A 21,273-nucleotide genomic window follows, 5' to 3' on the forward strand; every position below is an offset into this window, starting at 1 on the left:
AGCCTTTTCAAAGTTATTTTGAATAGTCTTTATACTACCCCTTGCGCCAACATAGCGTCTGCAACTTTTACAAAACCTGCTACGTTTGCTCCTTTTACATAATCTACGTGACCGTCACCATCTTTACCGTATTTAACGCAAGCTGAATGAATATCGTTCATAATGGTATGTAATTTTTCGTCTACTTCCTGCGCAGTCCAATTAAGGCGTAAGGAGTTTTGGCTCATCTCCAATCCTGAAGTTGATACACCTCCTGCGTTAGATGCCTTTCCTGGTGCGAATAAAATCTTTGCCTTTTGAAACACCTCAACTGCATCTGGTGTAGTAGGCATATTTGCTCCTTCGCTCACACACATACATCCATTATCTACAAGTGTTTTTGCTTCTTCTTTATCCAATTCGTTTTGGGTAGCACACGGCAACGCAATATCACATTTTTCTCCCCAAGGGCGTTTTCCTTCATGATATTTTGCTGAAGGATATTTAGCTACATACTCACTAATTCTACCACGCTTTACATTTTTCAGCTCCATTACAAAAGCAAGCTTTTCTGTATTAATACCTTCGGCATCATAAATATAGCCGCCAGAATCTGACATAGTAACTACTTTACCTCCAAATTCCATTGCCTTTTCTGCAGCATATTGGGCCACATTTCCAGATCCTGAAATTACTACTGTTTTCCCTTTAAAGCTTTCGCCTTTGGTAGCAAGCATGTTTTTTGCAAAGTATACATTCCCATAACCCGTAGCCTCTGGACGGATTAATGAACCTCCGTAAGACATACCTTTTCCGGTTAGTACGCCAGTAAATTCGTTTCTTATTCGTTTGTATTGCCCAAACATATAGCCAATCTCACGACCTCCTACACCAATGTCACCCGCAGGTACATCTGTATTTGGACCAATGTGTCTTGACAACTCTGTCATAAAGCTTTGGCAAAAACGCATTACCTCTGCATCACTTTTTCCTTTTGGATCGAAGTCACTTCCTCCTTTACCGCCACCCATTGGTAAGGTAGTCAAGCTATTTTTGAATGTTTGTTCGAAACCTAAAAATTTAAGAATACTTAAATTTACCGAAGGATGAAAACGCAATCCACCTTTATAAGGTCCAATTGCAGAGTTAAATTCAATTCTGTACCCTCTGTTTACCTGTATTTCTTTATTATCATCAGTCCACGCTACTCTAAACAAAATAGTGCGCTCTGGCTCCACCATACGCTCCAGCAATTTCTTACCTTGGTATGCTTCGTTTTCCTCTATAAACGGGATGACCGTTTCGGCCACTTCGGTTACAGCTTGGATAAATTCAGGTTCGTTTGGATTTCTTTTTTCTACTTCAGAAATGAAATCTTTTATGCTTTGTTTCATTTTATAATACTTTAATGAGGGTGATTTCGTTTATAAGGTGCAAATATAAGACATATCTAAAATATCATTGCTTTTTTTCAGCTTTAAGCTAAATGTCATGTTTATATTTTACTGTTAGATATGTTTTTATATATTTGTTACGTCTCAATCTAAACCTAAACACAATGAATGCCAAGAAATTGCTATTGGTATTTCTCTTCTTAACTACTATTAGTCAAGGAGTTTATAGCCAATTTGGTTTTTCCCATGAAGTAGGAGTTATTACAGGGCCCGTTGCCTTGTTCTCAGACTTTGGGCAACGTAATGACTTTGAAACCAATTCCGGTAATATTGGGTTTGGTGTTGGGCTCATTCATTACCTCAACTTTTCATATAGAGCAGACTGTAACTGTTATACCAGGGACACCTATTTTAATGATCACTTTAAGCTACGTAACGAAATAGATTATCACGTAACCAATTTAGAACACTTTGGACGCTGGGTAGATCCAGACCAACAAGGACAGTTCGCAGATCAGTTACGCGCTATGAAAGGAAAAACAACTGTTATTGAAATTGGTTCACAAATAGAATATTTCCCTCTAAGCATTAGAGATTTCGCTGCCGGTGCCTATAAAATAGCACCTTTTATTAGCTTAGGCGCACATTATGTAGCGTATGATCCAGAGCTATACTCTGAGTTAGGTGAATTAAATATTGTTGGCGGCCCTTTGGCTACCACTCCAGAAAAGTATAGAAATGCGTTTCAACAAGAAGGAGGTTCTACTTGGGCTGTTGTAGGAAGCGTAGGGATACGTTATAAACTAACTCCTTTGAGCGATTTAATGCTGGATGGTAGATGGACCTTCTATTTTACAGACTATATAGACGGGTTAAACCCATCATTAGAAAATAACGGCACAAGACCCGTACCCGAGAACAAAGCAAACGAATGGATGTACTGGCTAAATATTGGCTATATCTACTATATCGATTAAATACCAGAAAATTATAACTACAAAACGGCGGTGAAATTAATTTCACCGCCGTTTTTTTTGTTAAAAATGAGTCTGAAAACCTGAGCTAACTGGCTGAATCAAAAAAAGCTATACACTTTTATTCTATTGAAGCTACCCAATAGCCTGCTCCAGATCTGCGATTAAATCGTCTATATCTTCAATGCCTACAGACAATCTAATTAAACTATCCACCACGCCTGTTTTTTCACGCTCCTCTTTAGGGATACTTGCGTGCGTCATAGAAGCTGGATGTCCAGCCAGCGATTCTACCCCACCCAAACTTTCGGCAAGAGTAAATATTTTTAGGTTTTCAACAATGCTAATTGCTTCGTTATAATCATTCCCTTTAGTGACAAAAGAAAGCATCCCCCCAAAATCTTTCATCTGTACTTTGGCAATATGGTGATTGGGGTGGTCCTCAAAACCTGGCCAATATACTTTTTCAATTTTAGGATGTTTTTTCAGGTAGTTGGCAATTGCCTTCCCGTTTTCACAATGTCGCTGTACACGTAAATGCAATGTTTTAATCCCTCGCAGCACCAGAAAACTGTCTTGTGGACCACAAACAGCACCACTCGCATTCTGAATAAAATATAGCCTGGTTGCTAATTTTTCGTCCTTCACCACTAAAGCACCCAGCACCACATCACTGTGTCCTCCAAGATACTTAGTAGCACTATGCATCACGATATCTGCTCCCAAATCTAAAGGTTGTTGCAAGTAAGGTGTTGCAAACGTATTATCTACAGCCAATAAAACGGCGTGTTTTTTGGCTAGGCTTGCAGCTGTTTTAATATCTATAATATTCATCATGGGGTTTGTTGGTGTTTCTACCCAGATAAGTTTTGTTTTATCGTTTATATAGTTTTCGATATTTTCTGCATTTTGCATTCCAATAAAATGGAACTTGATACCAAAGCCTTCAAAAATACGCGTGAAGAGACGGTAACTTCCGCCATACAAATCGTTTGTAGAAATTACTTCGTCCCCGGGTTTTAATAGTTTCATTACAGCATCAATGGCAGCAAGACCGCTACCAAAGGCAATTCCAAAGTTTCCATTTTCAATACTTGCCAAAGAACGCTCCAGAGCAGCTCTTGTTGGATTGCCGCTTCGGGAATACTCGAAGCCCTTGTGACCCCCTGGGGTAGTTTGTGAATAGGTAGAGGTCTGGTAGATAGGTGGCATAACCGAACCATATGCCGGGTCTACCTCATGTTGACCCCCATGGATTGTTTTTGTATTGAATTTCATCTTTTTTCACTTTAAAAGTTTATACTTTAAGTATCCTATTGACGCTCGTCCTCTGCGCTTGGCATTTTTTTTAAAACACGAACCAAGAGTTTACAATTTGATTTTGCTGTGTATTTAAAAAAACACTGGTACTAAAAAGTCTTGGTTCAACGGTGTATCTTGTTGCACCGCTGTCTTAAGTCTAAAGTAGTCAATAAACATCAAAAGTATGCGTTTCCTTTGGTACTCAAAAAACTGTCGTAATTTTGTGATATGAATAACAAACTATATTTCCTTTTAATCGCTTTAGTAGTTTTCACTACTAGTTGCCGAAAAGCGCTTGAAACCCAATCCATCACGAAAGATTCGGAAACCTTAGCCGAATGTAAAAATGTAAGTTGCCCTTCTATAGATATAGAATATTTTACCGTGAATGGCAATGCGGGTGCTTCGGAAAAGATAAATGCTGAAATCACAAATTTTATTATCCAGTCCTTATACGTAGGAGAAGACGAAAACGGAAGTGATGCGCCAACCATTGAAAGAGCGATGCAGGATTTTATCCAGCTATACCGAACCCATAGCGCCGAATTTCCAGGTCTTTCAGCTGAATATTTTGCAGAAATTACGGTGCTTCAAAATTTCAACACCAAAGAACTGCTTTCGGTAAGTTGCCGAAACTACCTTTACACAGGTGGCGCACATGGGTATGGATCTGTTGTGTATAAAAATTTCGATCCAAAATCCGGAGCGCAATTATATTACGAGGATGTATTTAGAGATGTTTCGGCTTTTGAAGCATTGGCTGAAAAATTATTCAAAAGACAAAACGAGATTCCAGAAAGTGACGCCATTAACTCCACCGGATTTTGGTTTGAAGAGGATGCCTTTTACCTTCCTGAAACCTTCGGAATATCAAAAGAATTTGTAACACTTTACTACAATCAATACGAAATTGCTTCGTACGCTGCTGGGCCAATCGAAGTAGAAATCCCTATTTCTGAAGTAAAAGAAATGCTGAAAATTTCGGTAGAGTAAGCGTCCCTTTAAATACAATAATTACCTTTCAAATACCTGTACTATAATAGCGGCAGCACAAACGTTTAATACTGGCGGACAGTCTACTTAAAGTAAACTTTTGCAATTCAAATACATTTCATCAATGCCATGGCGTACCCCAAGTGAATCCCTTCGTGAAAGTTGTTAAATTCTATCGCTTGTTGGACGTTTGTTAAGGTAGTATTTGTGGTTACAGTGTATTCTTTATAGGTTGTAAATGCTTTGTTGGCCAGGTCTATTTCTGTTTGTTTCAGCAAATCGAATAATTGTTTTTTACAAATCTCAACTTCAACTTCACTCACATCACCTTCTGGTTTTGTTCCTTTTTTATAGCCTGCGACCTCTTCTGCAGAAATATGCAATGGCAGGTTTGAGAGTCCGTATACCAACATTTGGTGCACCACAATGCAGTGTTTAACATTCCAGAAAACGTTATTAGTAAACCCTTTGGGGATTGTATTGAGTTGCTCCAAAGACAGCGTGTCTAAAAAATGATACATTATTTTTCTGGTCTTTAAAGTAATATCCAAACTGAAGTTCATAACGTTAATTTTGCTCTAAAATACAGGAAATACTCTTCTAAATAACCTTATTTTGCAAGGAAGATCCTCAAAAATAAACAACATGAAAAAGGTATATTATTTAAGCACCTGCGATACGTGTAACCGAATTATGGATGAAATTAAAATTCCCCAATCATTCATCACTCAAGATTTAAAAACACAAGGCATAACCGAAGATGAAGTGGAAGAACTCTTTAATTTGACCGATAGCTACGAAGCACTTTTCAATAAAAGAGCCCGTCTGTATAAAGACCGAAAGTTGAAGGACAAGAAACTGCTTGAAGAAGACTACCTAAATCTCATTATTGAACATTATACCTTTTTAAAACGTCCTGTAATTGTAAACAATGACGAGATTTTTATAGGCAACAGTAAAAAAACAGTAGAAGCTGCTAAGAAGTCCATACACGGAGATGTTTAATTGCTAAAGATTCTAAGTACCTTGTAATAGATTTGTTTTTCAGATGATATGAGCCTAATTTGTACTGTAAGACTCATAAACTTCAAGTTGTAAAAATCTTCCATTAACCGTTACCTTTGCACGCTTAACATTCTCTCTATTGAACCCAAGAATACTCGCTTTACTTGCCGCAACTGCTGCTAGTTCAATTTATGGTATAAATCATACCATCGCCAAGGGTTTAATGCCCACTATAATTAGTCCTCACGGGTTTATTTTGCTGCGAGTAAGTGGTGCCGCGCTTGTTTTTTGGCTTATTAGTTTCTTGTATCCTTCAGAAAAAATAGACCGTAAAGATTGGTTTCGGATTATTGGCTGCGCTATTTTTGGAATGGTGATAAACATGAATATGTTTTTTAAGGGATTAGAGCTATCTACTCCTATAAATAGTAGTGTTGTTATTACCATCTCTCCAGTATTATTACTTATACTTTCAGCATTTATCTTAAAAGAACGAATCACCTGGTTGAAAGCTGCAGGGATTTCTTTGGGACTTGCCGGCGCTTTGGGGCTTGTTCTTTTTGGAGCAAAAACACAGCCTAATGCACCCAACATTCCATTAGGAAATTTACTGTTTATTGTGAACGCAACCTCGTACGCTTTTTACCTTATTCTCGTAAAGCCCTTAGTCGCCAAGTACAATTCTATTACTTTGATGAAGTATTTATTTTTATTTGCATTCTTGATAAATATCCCCATTGGCTTTTCAGAGTTTTCTGAAGTAGGATGGTTGACGTTAGAATTTTCGGCTATTTGGAAGCTTATATTTGTGGTGATAGGAACTACGGTACTAACGTATCTCTTCAATATTTATGCGTTAAAGCAATTGAGCCCTGCTGTAATAGGGGTATTTATGTATTTGCAACCCTTAATCGCTGTGGCTTTTGCCATTATGGTTGGTGCAGATTCGCTCACTCCCATTAGAATTCTGGCTGCCGTCTTCATATTTACTGGTGTTTTTCTTGCAACCCGGAAGAAAAAACGTTCTCCAAACAAAAAGGTAACTTAAAAATTACACAGAAAAATGTATCTTTAAAGCCCTAACTTTTAATACGATACCCATGAAAACTGAAGAAATTGCAAACAACCTTGTAAAATGGTGCAACGCCGGAGAAGAACATAAATGCTACGAACAACTCTACAGTCCTAACATTGTGAGCGTAGAAATGGAAGGCAGCGAAAACCAAATAGCCAAGGGCATGGACGAAATAGCCAAAAAAGGCGAATGGTGGCGCGAAAATTTTGAAGTACACAGCGCTAAAACCAGCCAGCCAACCATTGCAGATAATTGGTTTAGCGTACGTCACGAAATGGATATTACACACAAACCAAGTGGCCAACGAAGCATTATGCAGGAACTAGGTGTATATGAAGTAAAGGACGGGAAAATTGTGAAAGAGCAGTTTTTTTATAATACGTAAGGCTTCGATACAATTTTAAAAAGAGCGGTCAAACTTTGTTTGATCGCCCTTTTTAAAATTGTACCGAAGGGCCTAAAATGCTAAACCAAATGTTGTGGCACCTCCCCGTGCTTTCTGGTATCCTCCTTAGTAATCACGTAAAAATCAGCTGTACGATCTAAGCTATCAAGATTTTTATAAAGATCTTCCGGTAGTTCGCGAAGTTTACGCGTTTTTAAATCGATCCACCCACCCATCATTTCACAACGTGCAAGGTTACGTCCTTTATGATCATAAAAATTATGTTCGAAAGAAAAGTAACGTCCATCTTCACTAAGGCCTTTCAATTGTAAGCTAACCGAAATAGGCTTACCAGGAAACACTTCCTTGAAATAAAACATGTGTTCATAGAAAACTACGGGTCCTATCTCGTGTTCTACCATTTTCGATTGCCCAAAGCCGTTTTCAAGCATAAAACTAAGGCGCGTATGGCTCATATAATTAATATAGGCGCTGTTGGCCAAATGACGGTTCGCGTCTATATCGTTCCATCGTACTTCGAATTGTTTCGTATACATAGTGTGTCTTTTAATTTAAGTGGGGGTAATTATGCCGATTGACTTCGTTTTATTTTAACCGGTCCATTCTGAATATAGGCTACAACTTTGTCATATACCTCTTCACTTTTTAAATCGTGATTGAGACCTTCGGTAAATAACGTTTCTATATTTTTATTCTGTTGAAGCGCTTTCTCAATTGGTTTAAAAGGAGTTATGGTATCGGTTTTTTCATGTATTACCAGGACAGGTTTTTTTACATTACTAAAAAAATTTTCCATAAAAATCTCTTGGTGTGGGATTTTTAAAATTGAATTTGCCTTTGCTTCTAAATTACGCATCACTCTTTCCGAAGTTCCCAACAATTTCTGAAAATAGCCAAAAATAACATCCATCCCCGAAGGTGACCCCATAATCACAAAGCTTTTCACTGGCAAGGTTTTATCATTCAAATAACTATAGGCTACTACAAGACCACCTAAACTATGAGAAATTAAGGTGTCTATAGTCCCTGCTTTTTCAATGGACTGAACAATAGCTTTTCTATAAATTTCGAGATTTAAGTGATTGCCCGTTGCCATACCATGACCTGGGGCATCTAGAGAATATAGTGAATATTCATTTAAATTAAACCTATCAATATAGGTTTGCCAACGTTTACTATGGCTCATCCATCCATGTAAAAACAACACGTTTTTTGATCCATTTCCCCAACGATGCAGTACAGCAGAATGACCCTCTATCTCCAAAAATGTGGTGGTAGCTTTTGCCAAAAACTGTTTCCCATTTTCTGAAATACCTACAGGTCTCACCTTACAAAAAAGTGTAAAGGCAAACTCTGTACTCCATTTTGGAAATAGTATCGCCGTAACGTTGATACATCTCCCTAATAATTTCATTACTATCTGTTTCATAACCAAATAGATACCAATCGGTATCTTTAAATTTAAATTTTTTTACTTCGATATTTCCTCAACTAATTTCTTTAAGTGTACAATGGTATTGGAAATAGCTTCTGTATTACGTTCCAGTTTACTCATCATAATACCGCCTTCAAGAGTGGCTATAAAAATAGTAGCGTAAAAACCTGAGTTCACCGAAGCCATTACCTGCCCATTTTTAATTCCATTGTCTATTATTTTTCCCAAAGAAGCCTTTAATTGTGCTAACATATTAAAAGTCTGTTGTCTTAGTGCATTATTGGTATCATCTGCTTCAATAGCAGCATTCATTAATGGGCATCCTCCTTTGTATAAAGGCGTATGCATATATTTTTCAAAAAAAGCAAAAGTGGCATCCATCTTTAACTTAAACGTAGGTGCCTCTTGTATAGACTGCCCTAACTCCGTAAACATTAACTTTCCTAAACTACCCAATGCTTGTTGCTCGAGATCGCTCTTACTTTCAAAATGACGGTAAATGGCACCTTTGGTTAGCCCCGTTGCCTTCGTAATGTCGCTAATTGAAGTAGCCTTGTATCCCTGCGTATTAAACAGGTTAGCGCTTTCTTTTAAGATTAATTCTCTGGTGGTTACTGCGTTTCGCATATACAAAGATACCGATTGGTATCTAAATTAGAGTAGTATTAACAAAATTTTCATTTGTATATTCGCAACTGTGTATCTCAAATTATTTTAGCAGTCATTTAATGCCCATAATCTCTTCAACATTTAAAGCAAAAGGCCTTTTTAAAAGCGGTCACTTTTCTACTATTTATTCGGCTAAACTGCGCCCTATTCCTAAAGTTATTCAAGAACGGAAACGATTAGAGTTAAGCGATGGCGATTTTATAGATATAGATTGGTCGTTTTCAGAAAAAAAAGACACCAAAGTCGCTATTTTACTTCACGGTCTGGAAGGCGATGCACAGCGGGTGTATATTAAAGGGCAAGCTAAAATGCTGGTAGAAAATGGCTGGGATGTTGCGGCTATGAATCATAGGGGGTGTAGTGGCGAAGAAAACAGACTGTATCTGTCTTATAATTCTGGTAGAACTGAAGATTTAGAAGAACTCATAGACCATGTAATACAATATCACAAATATGATACTATTTGTTTAATAGGCTTTAGTCTTGGCGGAAATGTAATACTCAAATATCTTGGCGAAAGAAACCATGTTCCACAGCAAATAAAAAACGGCGTAGCCATCTCTACGCCCTTATATTTACGAGGCGCTTTGGAACAGCTTGTTAAACCAGAGAATATGGTTTACAGTAAGACTTTTATTAATGACCTGCGTAAAAAGTACAAACGCAAAATGAACCAGTTTCCTGATGCCATGAATTCTGAAGAGCTTAAGAAAATTCAGAATTTGCTGGATTTTGATACTCTGTATACTGCGAAAGCACATGGTTTTCAGGATGCGTACGATTATTACGAAAAAAGCAGTAGCCTCCAATACTTACCCAATATTAAAATTCCGGTGCTTATCCTAAACGCAGCAAACGATAGTTTTTTATCCCCAGAATGCTACCCTTTTGATATTGCAAAACATCACAAAAACATCTATCTAGAAAGTCCCAAGCACGGTGGTCACGTAGGATTTCATGTAACAAATAAAGTGTATTATTCAGAAAAAAGAACACTTCAGTTTATAAATAAATAACGAGCAAAACCTTTTATTTGATTGGGTGAAAATAGCTTTTCTGTTTAAAGAAATATTTTTTAGTAAATCGCTAGCCATTAAAATACACCTCAACAAATAGTTAGACAAAAAGGCAATCCAAAGTGACGTAGCAAAGGGTATTGAAATGCGTATCTTTGCACCAAATTCGTGAATTATGATTCAATCTATGACTGGGTACGGGAAGCACGTGATACAGCTTCCTACCAAAAAAATTACGGTAGAAATAAAATCGCTTAATAGCAAGAGCCTTGACTTGAACGCACGGGTGCCTTCTTCGTATCGTGAAAAGGAACTTCAGATTAGAAATATACTTTCAAAATCGCTCACCAGAGGAAAAATAGATTTTAATCTATTTATAGAAATGACGGGCGAAGCAACCAATTCTAAGGTAAATGAAGTCGTGGTAAAAGAATATATTTCGCAATTAAAAAACGTTGTAAATGGAGACGAAACCGAATTGCTAAAAATGGCGATACGCATGCCGGACTCTCTTAAAACCGAACGCGAAGAAATTGATGATAATGAGTTTGCTGAAATTTTAATAGCTGTAAAAGAAGCATTAAAAGAAATAAACACCTACCGCAGCGACGAAGGTGCTGTTTTAAAACAAGATTTTTTAGAAAGGGTTGCTACTATCGAAAGCCTTCTTAAAGAAGTACTCACCATAGACGCAAGCAGAATAGACAATGTAAAAGAACGCCTGCGAACCGCCGTAAGCGAATTGAAAGAAAAAGTAGACGAAAATCGTTTTGAGCAGGAACTTATCTACTATCTGGAAAAATACGACATCACCGAAGAGAAAGTACGCCTTGAGAATCACCTCAACTATTTTAGAGAAGCTATTAATTCCAACGATTCCAACGGAAAAAAACTAGCCTTTATCACTCAGGAAATTGGCCGTGAAATTAATACCATTGGCTCCAAAAGCAACTTTGCTCCTATGCAACAATTGGTCGTTCAAATGAAAGACGAATTGGAAAAGATTAAGGAACAAGCGTTGAATGTATTGTAAAACAAATATAAATCTTAGCGCAGTAGAATAGTAAGTATACGGATTGCCATAAAACATATTCCACAAAACGTTTTAAGGGATTACGTTTTATAAAACTACATTTCTAATTATATATAAAAGTACACTTCGACTATGCTCAGTGTAACAATTTGAATACCATGACAAAAGAAAAAAAAGGAGGAAAATTAATAGTGTTCTCAGCACCTTCAGGTAGTGGGAAAACTACTATTGTGAGACATTTATTACGCAATGACGATTTAAATCTTGAATTTTCAGTTTCAGCGACCTCCCGCTCACCTCGCGGCAAAGAAGTCCATGGAAAAGATTATTATTTTCTTTCACTACACGATTTCAAGCACAAAATGAAAAACGAGGAATTTTTAGAATGGGAGGAAGTATATCGTGACAATTTTTACGGAACCCTTCACAGCGAAATAGAACGCATCTGGGCGATGGGAAAGAATGTTATTTTTGATATTGATGTCGTGGGCGGTTTACGAATTAAAAAAAAATATCCAGAACGCACCTTGGCTGTATTTATAAAGCCTCCTAGTGTAGAAGAATTGAAAATAAGATTAAAAAAACGCTCTACTGAAAGCGAAGAAAAAATAAATATGCGTATTGCAAAAGCAAGCGTAGAAATGGCAACCGCTCCCCGTTTCGATTTTATCATCCTAAATGACACCTTGGAACACGCGCTAGAAGAAGCCGAGAGACTCGTGGCAGAACATATTGCAAAACCTATTTTTAAGGATGTCTCTGAAGAAGAATAAAAAAATAGGCCTCTATTTTGGCACCTTCAACCCTATTCATGTTGGGCATCTTACTATTGCCAACCACATGGTAGAATTTGGAGGTTTGGACGAAGTGTGGATGGTAGTAACGCCACACAATCCGCATAAAAAGAAAAGCACGCTGCTAGATAATCATCACCGTATTGCCATGGTAGATATTGCTTTGGAACAGTATCCAAAAATTAAATCCAGTAAAATAGAATTCGACCTGCCGCAGCCTAATTATACGGTAAATACGCTAGTGGTTCTACAAGAAAAATACCCAGAGCAGCAATTCTGTTTGATTATGGGTGAAGACAATTTAAAGAGTCTTCATAAATGGAAAAATTATGAAGTGATTTTGGAACGCTACCCTATTTATGTATATCCAAGAATTTCTGGTGAAGTAAAAGTTTCAGCTTCAGTTTTAGAATCCAATTCAATTACTAAAGTTGCTGCTCCTATTATGGAATTGTCTTCCACCTTTATCCGAAAGGCAATTAAAAATGGTAAAAACATTCGCCCTATGCTTCCTCAGAATGTTTGGGAGTATTTGGACGAGATGAATTTTTATAAGTGACCACCTTACAATATACCCTGTAGCGGGTATTTTTATAACCTATAAATTGTACGTTATTACACATTCAATTTATAACTCTATTTTTCATGAAAAAATACAGCTTCCTTTTAGCAACTCTAATACTAACGTCATCTATTGGGTTTTCTCAATGTCCAGACGAAGCAGCAAAAGCTAAAAAATACAAGCAAATGGCAGCTACTGCACAAAGCTGGGATGTTGCCACACCTGCTGGCCTTTGTGCCAAATATTTCAAACTCGCATGCGATGCCAGTCAAGAAGCCTATACTGTTGATGGCAACACTATAAAAAAAAGCCAGCAAGCTGCGCAAATGACCGAAGATGAAATTAATGTTGTTATTGAAGCATATAATAAAGAGTCTAATAAATTGTGTGGTACACTAAGTCCTGTAAAAGCAAAATACAGTGAAACTATAGGTGATAAAGAAGCACACGTTGTAGGATATTGGGTAGCAAAAGACGATTATTATGGGCAAGTATATTATCCGCAATTATCTTTTTTTAACGGCGGAAATTTTAAAACCAGCGTTACTCCAAGTTTAGAACAACGATCGTCATGGGAAAAAATATCAGATTTTGAATATCAAGTAACCACTTCTGAATACAGTGATTATGACAAAAAATATTCCAGTCCGTCTATAGGTACATTTACAATAGATCCAGCTACAAATACGGCTGTATATACGTTTACTAGATTTAACGGCGAACCAGGAAGTTCAACTTGGTATTATAAAGGGAAAGTATATAGCACGTATAATAAAAGTGAAGCTGAAATCTTAAAACCTGTAACGGTTACTTCCAAATAAACAAAAACCGCCCTTCAGTTCAAGATCGAACCTCTGGGCGGTCATAACCAACCAAAAAATTATTAATTATTTTTAAATCACACTCCTATACCAAAAGTGGTGAGTGATTTCTAGCGTAGCTAAAAATTATAGCGAAGCAATTTTCTTCATTTGCTGCTCTATGGTAGCCTTAGGAATTCTTAACTTTCCTCTTCCTGCTTTATTCTGAATATAACCTCTTCCTCTAAACGTATACACAGTTCCTGAGGTTTCATGAAATAATTCTATTGTGTTGTCATTGATAACGTTCAACTCAAAGTATTCATTGCCCAGGTAATCATAATCCAATGTTAAATATTTCAGGTAATTAGTACCTGTCACATCGTTTACATTAAAAACCCCCGTATAATCCCAATACAAATTATAGATATCACTTCCTACTGGGTCTTGTGAGCTTCGGAAATTCCCATCGCCACCTCCAGGTAAAAACTGAAGAAAATTTTCGTTGTCAAATTCGTTGGGTGTACCACCTTCGGCAGCTAATTTTTCCCAAGCAGCATATTCCTGTACGAAATAATGGATGTTCTCATAGAATAACAAATTATAATCGAAATTGCTGCGTTGATAGCCTACCAATACATACCGCAAACCAGAGCCTGGATTGTAAAGTTCTATTTCAGTATCGCTTAATTGGGTAACGTCAAAAGTGTTAAACCCGTCTAAGTCGTGACTGATGTCTAATACAAAATCGTAGGCATCATAATATCCAACGTCTATTCCGAAGCCATACCCTTGGTCGCCAATACCCACTAGATTATTGTTGGCTAACACCTCTCCGTTTCTAAAAGATAGCGTAAACGCTATTTGCATAAAAGGAATTTGTCCCGAAGCATTTGAACGATTAATATCCACATACCACAACTCATAAGAGTTTAATAATTGGTTTAACGAAATGGATGAAACAGGATCTATATAAGGATCTGTTACTACGACCGTTTCTTCTACATAACAAGAAGTAAACACTGTTGCCAAAAGGGCAAAACCGAAAATTAATTTTAGTATCTTCATAACCGTTCTTTTTATGTTTCAGACAAAAAAATCTGAAGCGATTCACCATAGCTGAAAATCTAAAAGCGTGCCAAAGTTTTATTAAATTGAATACCAGTGTTTTACGTAGAATTTAATTTTCCGTATTTTTGAACTTCTGCAAACTATACCATTGATTTGTCAGGTTGAGCCCATCGACAGGCTCAGGATGAACTAAAGTCGAAACCTACATTTAATTAAAAAATAAACTCAATAACCTCATGATTAACCAACCAAAATTTGCAGTTTTTGGCGGCGGAAGCTGGGCCACAGCCATTGTAAAAATGCTTTGCGAAAATTTAGACGAAGTAGGTTGGTATATGCGTAGCGTTTATGCGGTGGAACACATTAATAAAGAACAGCATAACCCTAATTACTTGTCTTCGGTTGAATTTGACCCAAAGAAATTAAAATTAAGTAACGATATAAATGAACTGGTGGCCTATGCAGATTATCTTGTTTTTGTAATTCCTTCGGCATTTATTTATACAGAATTAGCTCAATTAACCGAATCCCTAAAAGACAAAATTATCTTCTCTGCCATTAAAGGAATCGTTCCTGAAACCAGCCTGATTGTGGGAGATCATTTTTACACCCATTATAAAATTCCTTTTAAAAACATAGGTGTTATTACGGGGCCTTGCCATGCCGAAGAAGTAGCCCTGGAACGTCTCTCTTACTTAACCATTGCAAGTGCCGACGATAAAAAAGCTGAAGTTGTTGCCAATGCTTTGCGCTGTGATTACATAAAATGTACCACCAGCGACGATGTAATAGGTACCGAATATGCTGCCATGTTGAAAAATATATACGCCCTAGCCGCAGGTATTGCACACGGTTTGGGATATGGAGACAACTTTCAGAGTGTGTTAATGAGTAATGCCATACGGGAGATGAAACGCTACGTAAAAAAAGTGCATAAAATGAAGCGCGACATTAACGACTCTGCCTATCTGGGAGATTTGTTAGTAACCGGTTATTCTACCTTTAGCCGAAACCGTCTCTTTGGAAATATGATAGGTAAAGGCTATACCGTTAAAAGTGCTCAAATGGAAATGAACATGGTGGCCGAAGGCTATTATGCCACCAAAAGTGCCTACGAGCTCAATAAAGCCAAAAAGAAAAAAAGCGCCAAAACTCCTATTATTGATGCCGTCTACAGCATTTTATACGAAGGGAAAGATCCAAAAAATGTCATGAAGAAATTGACTGATATGTTGGATTAATTGTTTATATTTTTTTTATAAAAAATCTGGCGTTTGGAATATTTCCAAGTTATTTGTTTATCTTGTGATGAATTTAATAATTTAAAACTAATGGCTATTTTTCAATTGGGAGAACTTTTCTGTGGTCCTGGAGGCTTAGGTTTAGCTGCCACTCAAAGCAATATAAATAATCCAAATTTTAGGATAGAACATGCTTGGGCTACAGATTATGATCGAGATACTTGTGAAACATATAGGCAAAATATTGCTGAAGAAGAAAACACAGTCGTATGTGCAGATATTCGAAAATTAGATTTTAACAAGTTGATGAAGCTATCTCAAGCTAATGCACTTAGCTTTGGATTTCCATGTAATGATTTTAGTATTGTCGGAGAACAAAAGGGGATGGACGGAGTATATGGACCTTTATATAGTTATTGTGTTAAAGCAGTAAGAAAATTTAAACCACAATGGTTTTTAGCCGAGAATGTTGGAGGGCTAAAGAACTCAAATGATGGTAACGCTTTTGGGAAAATACTTAATGAATTTCATAATGAAGGTTACTCAGTATATCCTCATCTATACAAATTCGAAAAATATGGAATACCTCAAGCTAGGCATAGAATCATAATAATTGGGATTCGTAATGATATCAATGTAACCTTCAAAGTTCCTTCTCCAGAAATTTATAGCGAAATAGATAATACTTCAAGAAATGCAATAGAAAATCCTCCGATAACAGATAATGCCTTTAACCATGTATATACTAATCAATCTGAAACAGTAAAGCAAAGATTATCATATATAAAACCTGGTGAAAATGCATTTACAGCTGACATCCCAAAACATTTACAATTAAATGTAAAAGGCGCAAAAATTAGTCAAATTTATAAAAGATTAGATCCTAACAAACCCTCTTACACAGTTACAGGAAGTGGTGGCGGAGGAACACATGTTTATCATTGGGAGGAAAATAGAGCTTTAACTAATAGAGAAAGAGCACGCTTACAAACTTTTCCCGATAACTTCAAATTCTATGGAACCAAGGAAAGTATAAGAAAGCAAATTGGGATGGCTGTACCAGCAAGAGGAGCTCAAATAATATTTGAAGCTGTTCTAAAGTCTTTTGCTGGAATTGAATACCCTTCAATACCAACTTCATTTACTTCTTTAATTTCTCAAAAACATTTAACTCAATATAATTTAGAAGAAAAATTTGGAATTAATCGTCTTTTTGAAGAAACTGCACAATAAAAATGCTTTACAAAAATTTATTTCAAGAAATATTAATTAACCCCATAACACAAGGTGCCGACACTTTAAAAATTATTTCGGGATATGCAACAGCATCAATGGCTTCTAGACATTTAGAAGATTTAGTGAATAAAAATAAAGATGTTCAAGTCAAGTTATTAGTAGGAATGACACCTAAAGATGGGATTGCAATAAGTAACCATGAAGGTTTTAAGAGTATTTTAGAAAGTGAAAAATTTGGAAGAAATTTCAGTTGTCAATATATTTATCAAAACACACCTGTTCACTCTAAATTATTCTTGTGGGAAAAAGCATCTAAATTTCACAAAGCATTTATCGGCTCCGCAAACTATTCACATACTGCTTTTTCTAAACGGCAACGAGAATTAATGCAACCATCTAACAATGAAGAATTGTTAAGATACTTTGATACAATTGAAAAAGATTCAATTGACATAAGGCATCCAGAAATTGAAGAATATGTTAGAATAATGAGTGACTCAAATTACTTTGGAACAACTCAAATTGAAAATGAAAAAGAAGGTTTAGAGATTATAGAGCCTTTCAAATCAAATAAGTCCGTAAAAGTTTCTTTATTAAGTAAAAAATTAGACTACGAAGTTCAAAATATTGCTGGATTAAATTGGGGTCAAAGACCTTCAAGAGCTAATAAGAATGAAGCATATATACAATTACCTCCATTTGTCTATAAATCAGATTTTTTTCCTCCTAAACCTAATCAGTTTATAGTTCGTACTGACGACAATAAAACGTTAATTTGTGTTAGAACTTCTAAAGATGAAGTGGGACAACAACTTCAAACTCCACTAAATAATGCACATTTGGGCGAGTATTTTAGAAATAGAATGGGACATCCGTCTGAAAAACCTATTTGGCGAGCAGAATTAGAAAATTATGGTCGAACTGATGTCGATTTTTATAAAATTGATGATGAGACTTATTATATGGATTTTTCAGTATAGAATTTACCTCGCCAGCACCCCTTTCTTCCCAAGTACGGGAAGCATCACAGCATTGTCTTCCGCAATGGAAAACCGCGGGAGTTCAAAACGTTTATCGTACATTGTATTGCCCAAGAAATAAGTGATGGTGAAGAAATTATCCAGTTTAAAGACGCTCTCATCTATATATTCCAATTTAGCAAAACCTTTGGCAGGAACTACTGCGATAGACTTTCGCATGGGTGACGTCATATCTGTATCGTCATACCCTTGTGCAACAACCAAAACCGTTTCAATAGGTGACGCTCCATCATTGATTAAATAAATGTTCCAGTCGTGTGTTTTGTAGTCCTCATTAAATTCAAAAACTGCCGCCACATAAACATCCTTCACTTCAGGAATATCAATATCTTTTTTCATTAAATAAATGTATGCAAAAATTAAAATAGAAAAGCCTTAGCAAAAGTAGCTGAGTGTTCCACATTTTCAGCAAAATGTATCGAGACTAATCGGCACTCTTAAACTGTTCCAGAAAACGCAGGTCGTTCTCACTTAACATTCTAATGTCTGGTATTTGGTGCAATAATAAGGCAATCCGATCTATCCCCATTCCAAAAGCAAAACCAGAATATTCGGTCGAGTCTATGCCACAGTTTTCTAAAACATTAGGATCTACCATTCCGCAGCCCATGATTTCTAGCCAACCGGTTCCTTTGGTCATTTTGTAATCGGTTTCCGTTTCCAGACCCCAATATACATCTACTTCGGCGCTTGGCTCGGTAAACGGAAAATAAGACGGACGTAATCTAATCTTTGATTTTCCAAAGAGTTCGGTTGTGAAATATTGCAGCGTTTGTTTTAAATCTGCAAAGCTCACGCCTTTATCTACGTACAATCCTTCAACCTGGTGAAAGAAACAGTGCGACCGTGCCGAAATAGCTTCATTTCTATACACACGTCCCGGAGAAATGGTACGAATAGGCGGTTTGTTATTTTCCATATACCGCACCTGCACAGTGGAGGTGTGCGTCCGCAGTAATACATCTGGATTGGTTTGGATAAAAAATGTATCCTGCATATCGCGGGCCGGATGGTATTCTGGCAAGTTTAATGCTGTAAAATTATGCCAATCGTCTTCAATTTCTGGTCCTTCAGAGACGTTGAATCCTATTCTTGAAAAGATATTGGTAATCTTATTTTTAACAATTGAAATGGGATGACGCGACCCTAATGAAACTGGCTCTCCAGGACGAGAAAGATCCCCATACACACCTTTGGTCTCTTCAGAGCTTTCTAGGACTTCCTTTAAACTATTCACTTTATCCTGCGCTGCATTTTTAAGCGAATTCATGGTTTTCCCAAACTCCTTTTTCTGGTCGTTTGGCACATTTTTAAATTCAGCAAAAAAATCGTTCAGCAATCCTTTTTTTCCAAGATATTTAATTCGGAATTGCTCAATCTCGTCTGGATTGGTCGCTTTAAAAGCTTCAACTTCTGCAATATGTTTTTTTATGGTATCTATCATGGTACGCTACGTTCTCAAAAAATGAACGGTTTTGTTTTATGAATGGGCAAAATTACGCAAACTCCTTTAAAAGAATGCTTTTTGGTTTTTGGAATTTCACTCTAGAAATTTTATACAAGAACTTCGTTTGCTACAAAATACTGAACAATAGCTTCCTTCATCAATACACTTTGCTCACCTGCCTTTAGGGGTGGCAATTGTTCCAGTATCGTATAATGTGGCCATCCTTGATCATCAAAATAATCGAATTCGTAGTATCCAAAAGGTTCCAACAAACGGCAAATGGCAATGTGCATTAGGTCTAATTTTTCATCTTTCTTAAACTTTCTGTGCAACTGCCCAAGCTCTTGTACACCTACTAGATAAATTATAGCGTCCAAATCTAGCGTGTCGCCATCTGCAAACCGATTGCTCAATAAGGTTACCAACTTTTCCCATCGTTCCTTTAATTCTTGATCTCTTGCCATAGCATGCCCTTGTGTGAGGTGTTTTTCTGAAATGCAAAGGTACAGTGTCCTGCTGTAATTTTGAAGCAACACCCCGTATAATTGAATTTTGTAAATTTACTTTTTAAGATATAAATTAATCTAGGATGAAACTTACCGAACAACAAGAAGAAGACCTTATACAAACACTCCAATTTCGTTTTGAAAGTAACATGAAACGTCACAAAACGATATCGTGGAAAGATGTAGCAGAAAAATTAAATAAGAGTCCAGAAAAAATTTCATCATTATTTATGATGGAACAAACCGGGGGCGAGCCTGATGTTGTTGAGTACGATAAAAAAACCAATACATTTATATTTTACGATTGTGCTGCTGAAAGCCCCAAGGACCGAAGAAGCATTTGCTACGACCGTCAGGGACTAGCATCCAGAAAAGAACACAAACCAAAAACCAATGCTGTAGATCTGGCAACTAAAATAGGTGTAGAGCTTTTAACCGAAGCGGAGTACCGGAACCTACAAGAACTCGGTGATTTTGACACCAAAACATCCAGCTGGCTAGCAACTCCTGCTGAAATTAGAAAACTGGGAGGCGCTATTTTTGGTGATTTTAGGTATGGGACTGTTTTTGTGTACCACAATGGAGCACAGTCTTATTACGCTGGCAGAGGTTTTAGAGGAAAGCTGAAAATATAAAGCTTTAAAATCCCTTGCAACCGCATCTTAATTCCTTTAGTTTTTCATACATTTAAAATTCAGCCACAACAGTATGTTGGCAAGCTTAACCTGTTAATAAATTACCTCATTATATGAACACCATAGACATTGTTTTAGGCGTAATTCTCCTCATTGCATTTGTGGTAGGATTTAAAAAAGGACTGTTTGTAGCATTGGCAGGTTTAGTGGGTATTATTGCCGGGGTGTATGGCGCAGTTTATTTTTCAGAATATGCAGCTGTTTATATTGCAGGATGGACAGATTGGAACGAGCAAACTGTAAATCTCACTGCATTTGCCGTTACGTTTTTAGTAATTGTAATAGTTATTTCTCTGGCTGGAAAAGCACTCACTAAAATAGCCGATTTCGCCGCCTTGGGCATTGTCAATAAATTATTAGGTGCTGTTTTTAATGTGCTGAAATTTGCCTTTATTATAAGTGTGGTATTTATGTTTGTAACTGTGTCTCCAACTATTTCTATTCTTTCTGAAGAAGACAGGGAGGATTCCGTCTTATATGCTCCTATTGCTAGTTTAGCGCCTTTAGTAGTGCCTTATATTTTAAAAGAAGTAGATGGATTTGATGAGGAAGAAACCGAAACTGAGGAAATTTCAGAATAAAAAACCGCACAATTTTAAA

25 protein-coding genes are annotated in these 21,273 nt (G+C 36.8%); 15 read left to right on the forward strand and 10 right to left on the reverse strand.

Going from position 1 to position 21,273, the window contains the following annotated elements; translation table 11 throughout:
• Window positions 1-29 precede the first annotated feature (29 nt).
• Window positions 30-1,373 carry an NADP-specific glutamate dehydrogenase gene (gdhA, locus tag ACQ2HF_RS03430; RefSeq protein WP_432412123.1) on the reverse strand — a complete coding sequence of 448 codons (1,344 nt, stop codon included), beginning with the start codon at window positions 1,371-1,373 and terminating at the stop codon, window positions 30-32.
• Window positions 1,374-1,537: 164 nt separating this feature from the next.
• Between gdhA and ACQ2HF_RS03435 the strand changes: the two genes are divergently transcribed.
• Entirely contained in the window at window positions 1,538-2,350 is an 813-nt protein-coding gene (locus tag ACQ2HF_RS03435) for a THC0290_0291 family protein (protein ID WP_432412124.1), read from the forward strand.
• 132 nt (window positions 2,351-2,482) lie between these two features.
• Here ACQ2HF_RS03435 and ACQ2HF_RS03440 read toward each other — a convergent pair whose 3' ends face one another.
• On the reverse strand, window positions 2,483-3,625 hold the full coding sequence (locus tag ACQ2HF_RS03440; RefSeq protein ID WP_432412125.1) for a cystathionine gamma-synthase: 1,143 nt from the start codon (window positions 3,623-3,625) through the stop codon (window positions 2,483-2,485).
• A gap of 252 nt (window positions 3,626-3,877) precedes the next feature.
• Between ACQ2HF_RS03440 and ACQ2HF_RS03445 the strand changes: the two genes are divergently transcribed.
• Window positions 3,878-4,642, forward strand: coding sequence for a DUF3298 domain-containing protein (locus tag ACQ2HF_RS03445; protein ID WP_432412126.1), 765 nt, complete (start codon window positions 3,878-3,880; stop codon window positions 4,640-4,642).
• A gap of 107 nt (window positions 4,643-4,749) precedes the next feature.
• Here the strand turns inward: ACQ2HF_RS03445 and ACQ2HF_RS03450 are convergent, their stop codons facing one another.
• Window positions 4,750-5,205 carry a DinB family protein gene (locus ACQ2HF_RS03450; RefSeq protein ID WP_432412127.1) on the reverse strand — a complete coding sequence of 152 codons (456 nt, stop codon included), beginning with the start codon at window positions 5,203-5,205 and terminating at the stop codon, window positions 4,750-4,752.
• A gap of 82 nt (window positions 5,206-5,287) precedes the next feature.
• On the opposite strand from ACQ2HF_RS03450, the gene ACQ2HF_RS03455 reads away from it, so the two are divergent.
• The 3 genes from ACQ2HF_RS03455 to ACQ2HF_RS03465 all read left to right on the forward strand — a co-directional run bounded on the left by ACQ2HF_RS03455 (window position 5,288) and on the right by ACQ2HF_RS03465 (window position 7,107).
• Entirely contained in the window at window positions 5,288-5,647 is a 360-nt protein-coding gene (locus ACQ2HF_RS03455) for an arsenate reductase family protein (RefSeq protein WP_432412128.1), read from the forward strand.
• A gap of 139 nt (window positions 5,648-5,786) precedes the next feature.
• The gene (locus ACQ2HF_RS03460; RefSeq protein ID WP_432412129.1) at window positions 5,787-6,695 is read left to right on the forward strand and encodes a DMT family transporter; all 909 of its coding nucleotides are present in this window, start codon (window positions 5,787-5,789) and stop codon (window positions 6,693-6,695) included.
• Between the two features lie 52 nt (window positions 6,696-6,747).
• A complete protein-coding gene (locus tag ACQ2HF_RS03465) occupies window positions 6,748-7,107 on the forward strand; it encodes a SnoaL-like domain-containing protein (protein ID WP_432412130.1) in 360 nt (119 codons plus the stop codon).
• Window positions 7,108-7,187: 80 nt separating this feature from the next.
• Here the strand turns inward: ACQ2HF_RS03465 and ACQ2HF_RS03470 are convergent, their stop codons facing one another.
• From ACQ2HF_RS03470 to ACQ2HF_RS03480, 3 genes are read right to left on the reverse strand one after another with little or no spacing between them, the layout of a single operon-like run.
• Entirely contained in the window at window positions 7,188-7,664 is a 477-nt protein-coding gene (locus tag ACQ2HF_RS03470) for an acyl-CoA thioesterase (RefSeq protein ID WP_432412131.1), read from the reverse strand.
• 29 nt (window positions 7,665-7,693) lie between these two features.
• Window positions 7,694-8,557: an alpha/beta hydrolase gene (locus ACQ2HF_RS03475; RefSeq protein WP_432412132.1), complete on the reverse strand. Its 864-nt coding sequence runs from the start codon at window positions 8,555-8,557 to the stop codon at window positions 7,694-7,696.
• Window positions 8,558-8,599: 42 nt separating this feature from the next.
• The gene (locus ACQ2HF_RS03480; protein ID WP_432412133.1) at window positions 8,600-9,190 is read right to left on the reverse strand and encodes a TetR/AcrR family transcriptional regulator; all 591 of its coding nucleotides are present in this window, start codon (window positions 9,188-9,190) and stop codon (window positions 8,600-8,602) included.
• A 101-nt stretch (window positions 9,191-9,291) separates the two neighbouring features.
• On the opposite strand from ACQ2HF_RS03480, the gene ACQ2HF_RS03485 reads away from it, so the two are divergent.
• The 5 genes from ACQ2HF_RS03485 to ACQ2HF_RS03505 all read left to right on the forward strand — a co-directional run bounded on the left by ACQ2HF_RS03485 (window position 9,292) and on the right by ACQ2HF_RS03505 (window position 13,458).
• Complete coding sequence (locus tag ACQ2HF_RS03485) at window positions 9,292-10,248, forward strand: YheT family hydrolase (RefSeq protein ID WP_432412134.1); 957 nt, start codon at window positions 9,292-9,294, stop codon at window positions 10,246-10,248.
• A 175-nt stretch (window positions 10,249-10,423) separates the two neighbouring features.
• Window positions 10,424-11,281 carry a YicC/YloC family endoribonuclease gene (locus ACQ2HF_RS03490; protein ID WP_432412135.1) on the forward strand — a complete coding sequence of 286 codons (858 nt, stop codon included), beginning with the start codon at window positions 10,424-10,426 and terminating at the stop codon, window positions 11,279-11,281.
• 158 nt (window positions 11,282-11,439) lie between these two features.
• Window positions 11,440-12,054: a guanylate kinase gene (gene gmk / locus ACQ2HF_RS03495; protein WP_432412136.1), complete on the forward strand. Its 615-nt coding sequence runs from the start codon at window positions 11,440-11,442 to the stop codon at window positions 12,052-12,054.
• The gene (nadD, locus tag ACQ2HF_RS03500; RefSeq protein WP_432412137.1) at window positions 12,035-12,634 is read left to right on the forward strand and encodes a nicotinate (nicotinamide) nucleotide adenylyltransferase; all 600 of its coding nucleotides are present in this window, start codon (window positions 12,035-12,037) and stop codon (window positions 12,632-12,634) included. Before gmk ends, nadD begins: the two co-directional genes overlap by 20 nt.
• A gap of 86 nt (window positions 12,635-12,720) precedes the next feature.
• Entirely contained in the window at window positions 12,721-13,458 is a 738-nt protein-coding gene (locus ACQ2HF_RS03505; protein ID WP_432412138.1) for a hypothetical protein, read from the forward strand.
• A 126-nt stretch (window positions 13,459-13,584) separates the two neighbouring features.
• On the opposite strand, the gene ACQ2HF_RS03510 is transcribed toward ACQ2HF_RS03505, so the two are convergent.
• The gene (locus tag ACQ2HF_RS03510; RefSeq protein ID WP_432412139.1) at window positions 13,585-14,505 is read right to left on the reverse strand and encodes a nicotinic acid mononucleotide adenyltransferase; all 921 of its coding nucleotides are present in this window, start codon (window positions 14,503-14,505) and stop codon (window positions 13,585-13,587) included.
• 239 nt (window positions 14,506-14,744) lie between these two features.
• On the opposite strand from ACQ2HF_RS03510, the gene ACQ2HF_RS03515 reads away from it, so the two are divergent.
• The 3 genes from ACQ2HF_RS03515 to ACQ2HF_RS03525 are packed head-to-tail and all read left to right on the forward strand — an operon-like array spanning window position 14,745 to window position 17,965.
• Window positions 14,745-15,749: an NAD(P)H-dependent glycerol-3-phosphate dehydrogenase gene (locus ACQ2HF_RS03515; protein WP_432412140.1), complete on the forward strand. Its 1,005-nt coding sequence runs from the start codon at window positions 14,745-14,747 to the stop codon at window positions 15,747-15,749.
• 33 nt (window positions 15,750-15,782) lie between these two features.
• The gene (locus ACQ2HF_RS03520; protein WP_432412141.1) at window positions 15,783-16,982 is read left to right on the forward strand and encodes a DNA cytosine methyltransferase; all 1,200 of its coding nucleotides are present in this window, start codon (window positions 15,783-15,785) and stop codon (window positions 16,980-16,982) included.
• A 2-nt stretch (window positions 16,983-16,984) separates the two neighbouring features.
• Window positions 16,985-17,965: a restriction endonuclease PLD domain-containing protein gene (locus tag ACQ2HF_RS03525; RefSeq protein ID WP_432412142.1), complete on the forward strand. Its 981-nt coding sequence runs from the start codon at window positions 16,985-16,987 to the stop codon at window positions 17,963-17,965.
• Window positions 17,966-17,968: 3 nt separating this feature from the next.
• Here ACQ2HF_RS03525 and ACQ2HF_RS03530 read toward each other — a convergent pair whose 3' ends face one another.
• From ACQ2HF_RS03530 to ACQ2HF_RS03540, 3 genes are all read right to left on the reverse strand, one after another.
• Complete coding sequence (locus ACQ2HF_RS03530; RefSeq protein ID WP_432412143.1) at window positions 17,969-18,364, reverse strand: hypothetical protein; 396 nt, start codon at window positions 18,362-18,364, stop codon at window positions 17,969-17,971.
• 85 nt (window positions 18,365-18,449) lie between these two features.
• Window positions 18,450-19,469 carry a phenylalanine--tRNA ligase subunit alpha gene (gene pheS / locus ACQ2HF_RS03535; protein WP_432412144.1) on the reverse strand — a complete coding sequence of 340 codons (1,020 nt, stop codon included), beginning with the start codon at window positions 19,467-19,469 and terminating at the stop codon, window positions 18,450-18,452.
• Between the two features lie 110 nt (window positions 19,470-19,579).
• Window positions 19,580-19,936, reverse strand: coding sequence for a hypothetical protein (locus tag ACQ2HF_RS03540; protein WP_432412145.1), 357 nt, complete (start codon window positions 19,934-19,936; stop codon window positions 19,580-19,582).
• Window positions 19,937-20,061: 125 nt separating this feature from the next.
• Between ACQ2HF_RS03540 and ACQ2HF_RS03545 the strand changes: the two genes are divergently transcribed.
• Both ACQ2HF_RS03545 and ACQ2HF_RS03550 read left to right on the forward strand, forming a co-directional pair.
• Window positions 20,062-20,613, forward strand: a complete 552-nt coding sequence (locus ACQ2HF_RS03545) for a DUF4256 domain-containing protein (RefSeq protein ID WP_432412146.1) — start codon at window positions 20,062-20,064, stop codon at window positions 20,611-20,613.
• Window positions 20,614-20,726: 113 nt separating this feature from the next.
• A complete protein-coding gene (locus ACQ2HF_RS03550) occupies window positions 20,727-21,254 on the forward strand; it encodes a CvpA family protein (protein WP_432412147.1) in 528 nt (175 codons plus the stop codon).
• The last annotated feature ends 19 nt before the right edge of the window (window positions 21,255-21,273 follow it).

Origin of the sequence: Rasiella sp. SM2506, from assembly GCF_050859505.1 — a bacterium.
In the GTDB taxonomy this organism is placed as follows: domain Bacteria; phylum Bacteroidota; class Bacteroidia; order Flavobacteriales; family Flavobacteriaceae; genus Marinirhabdus.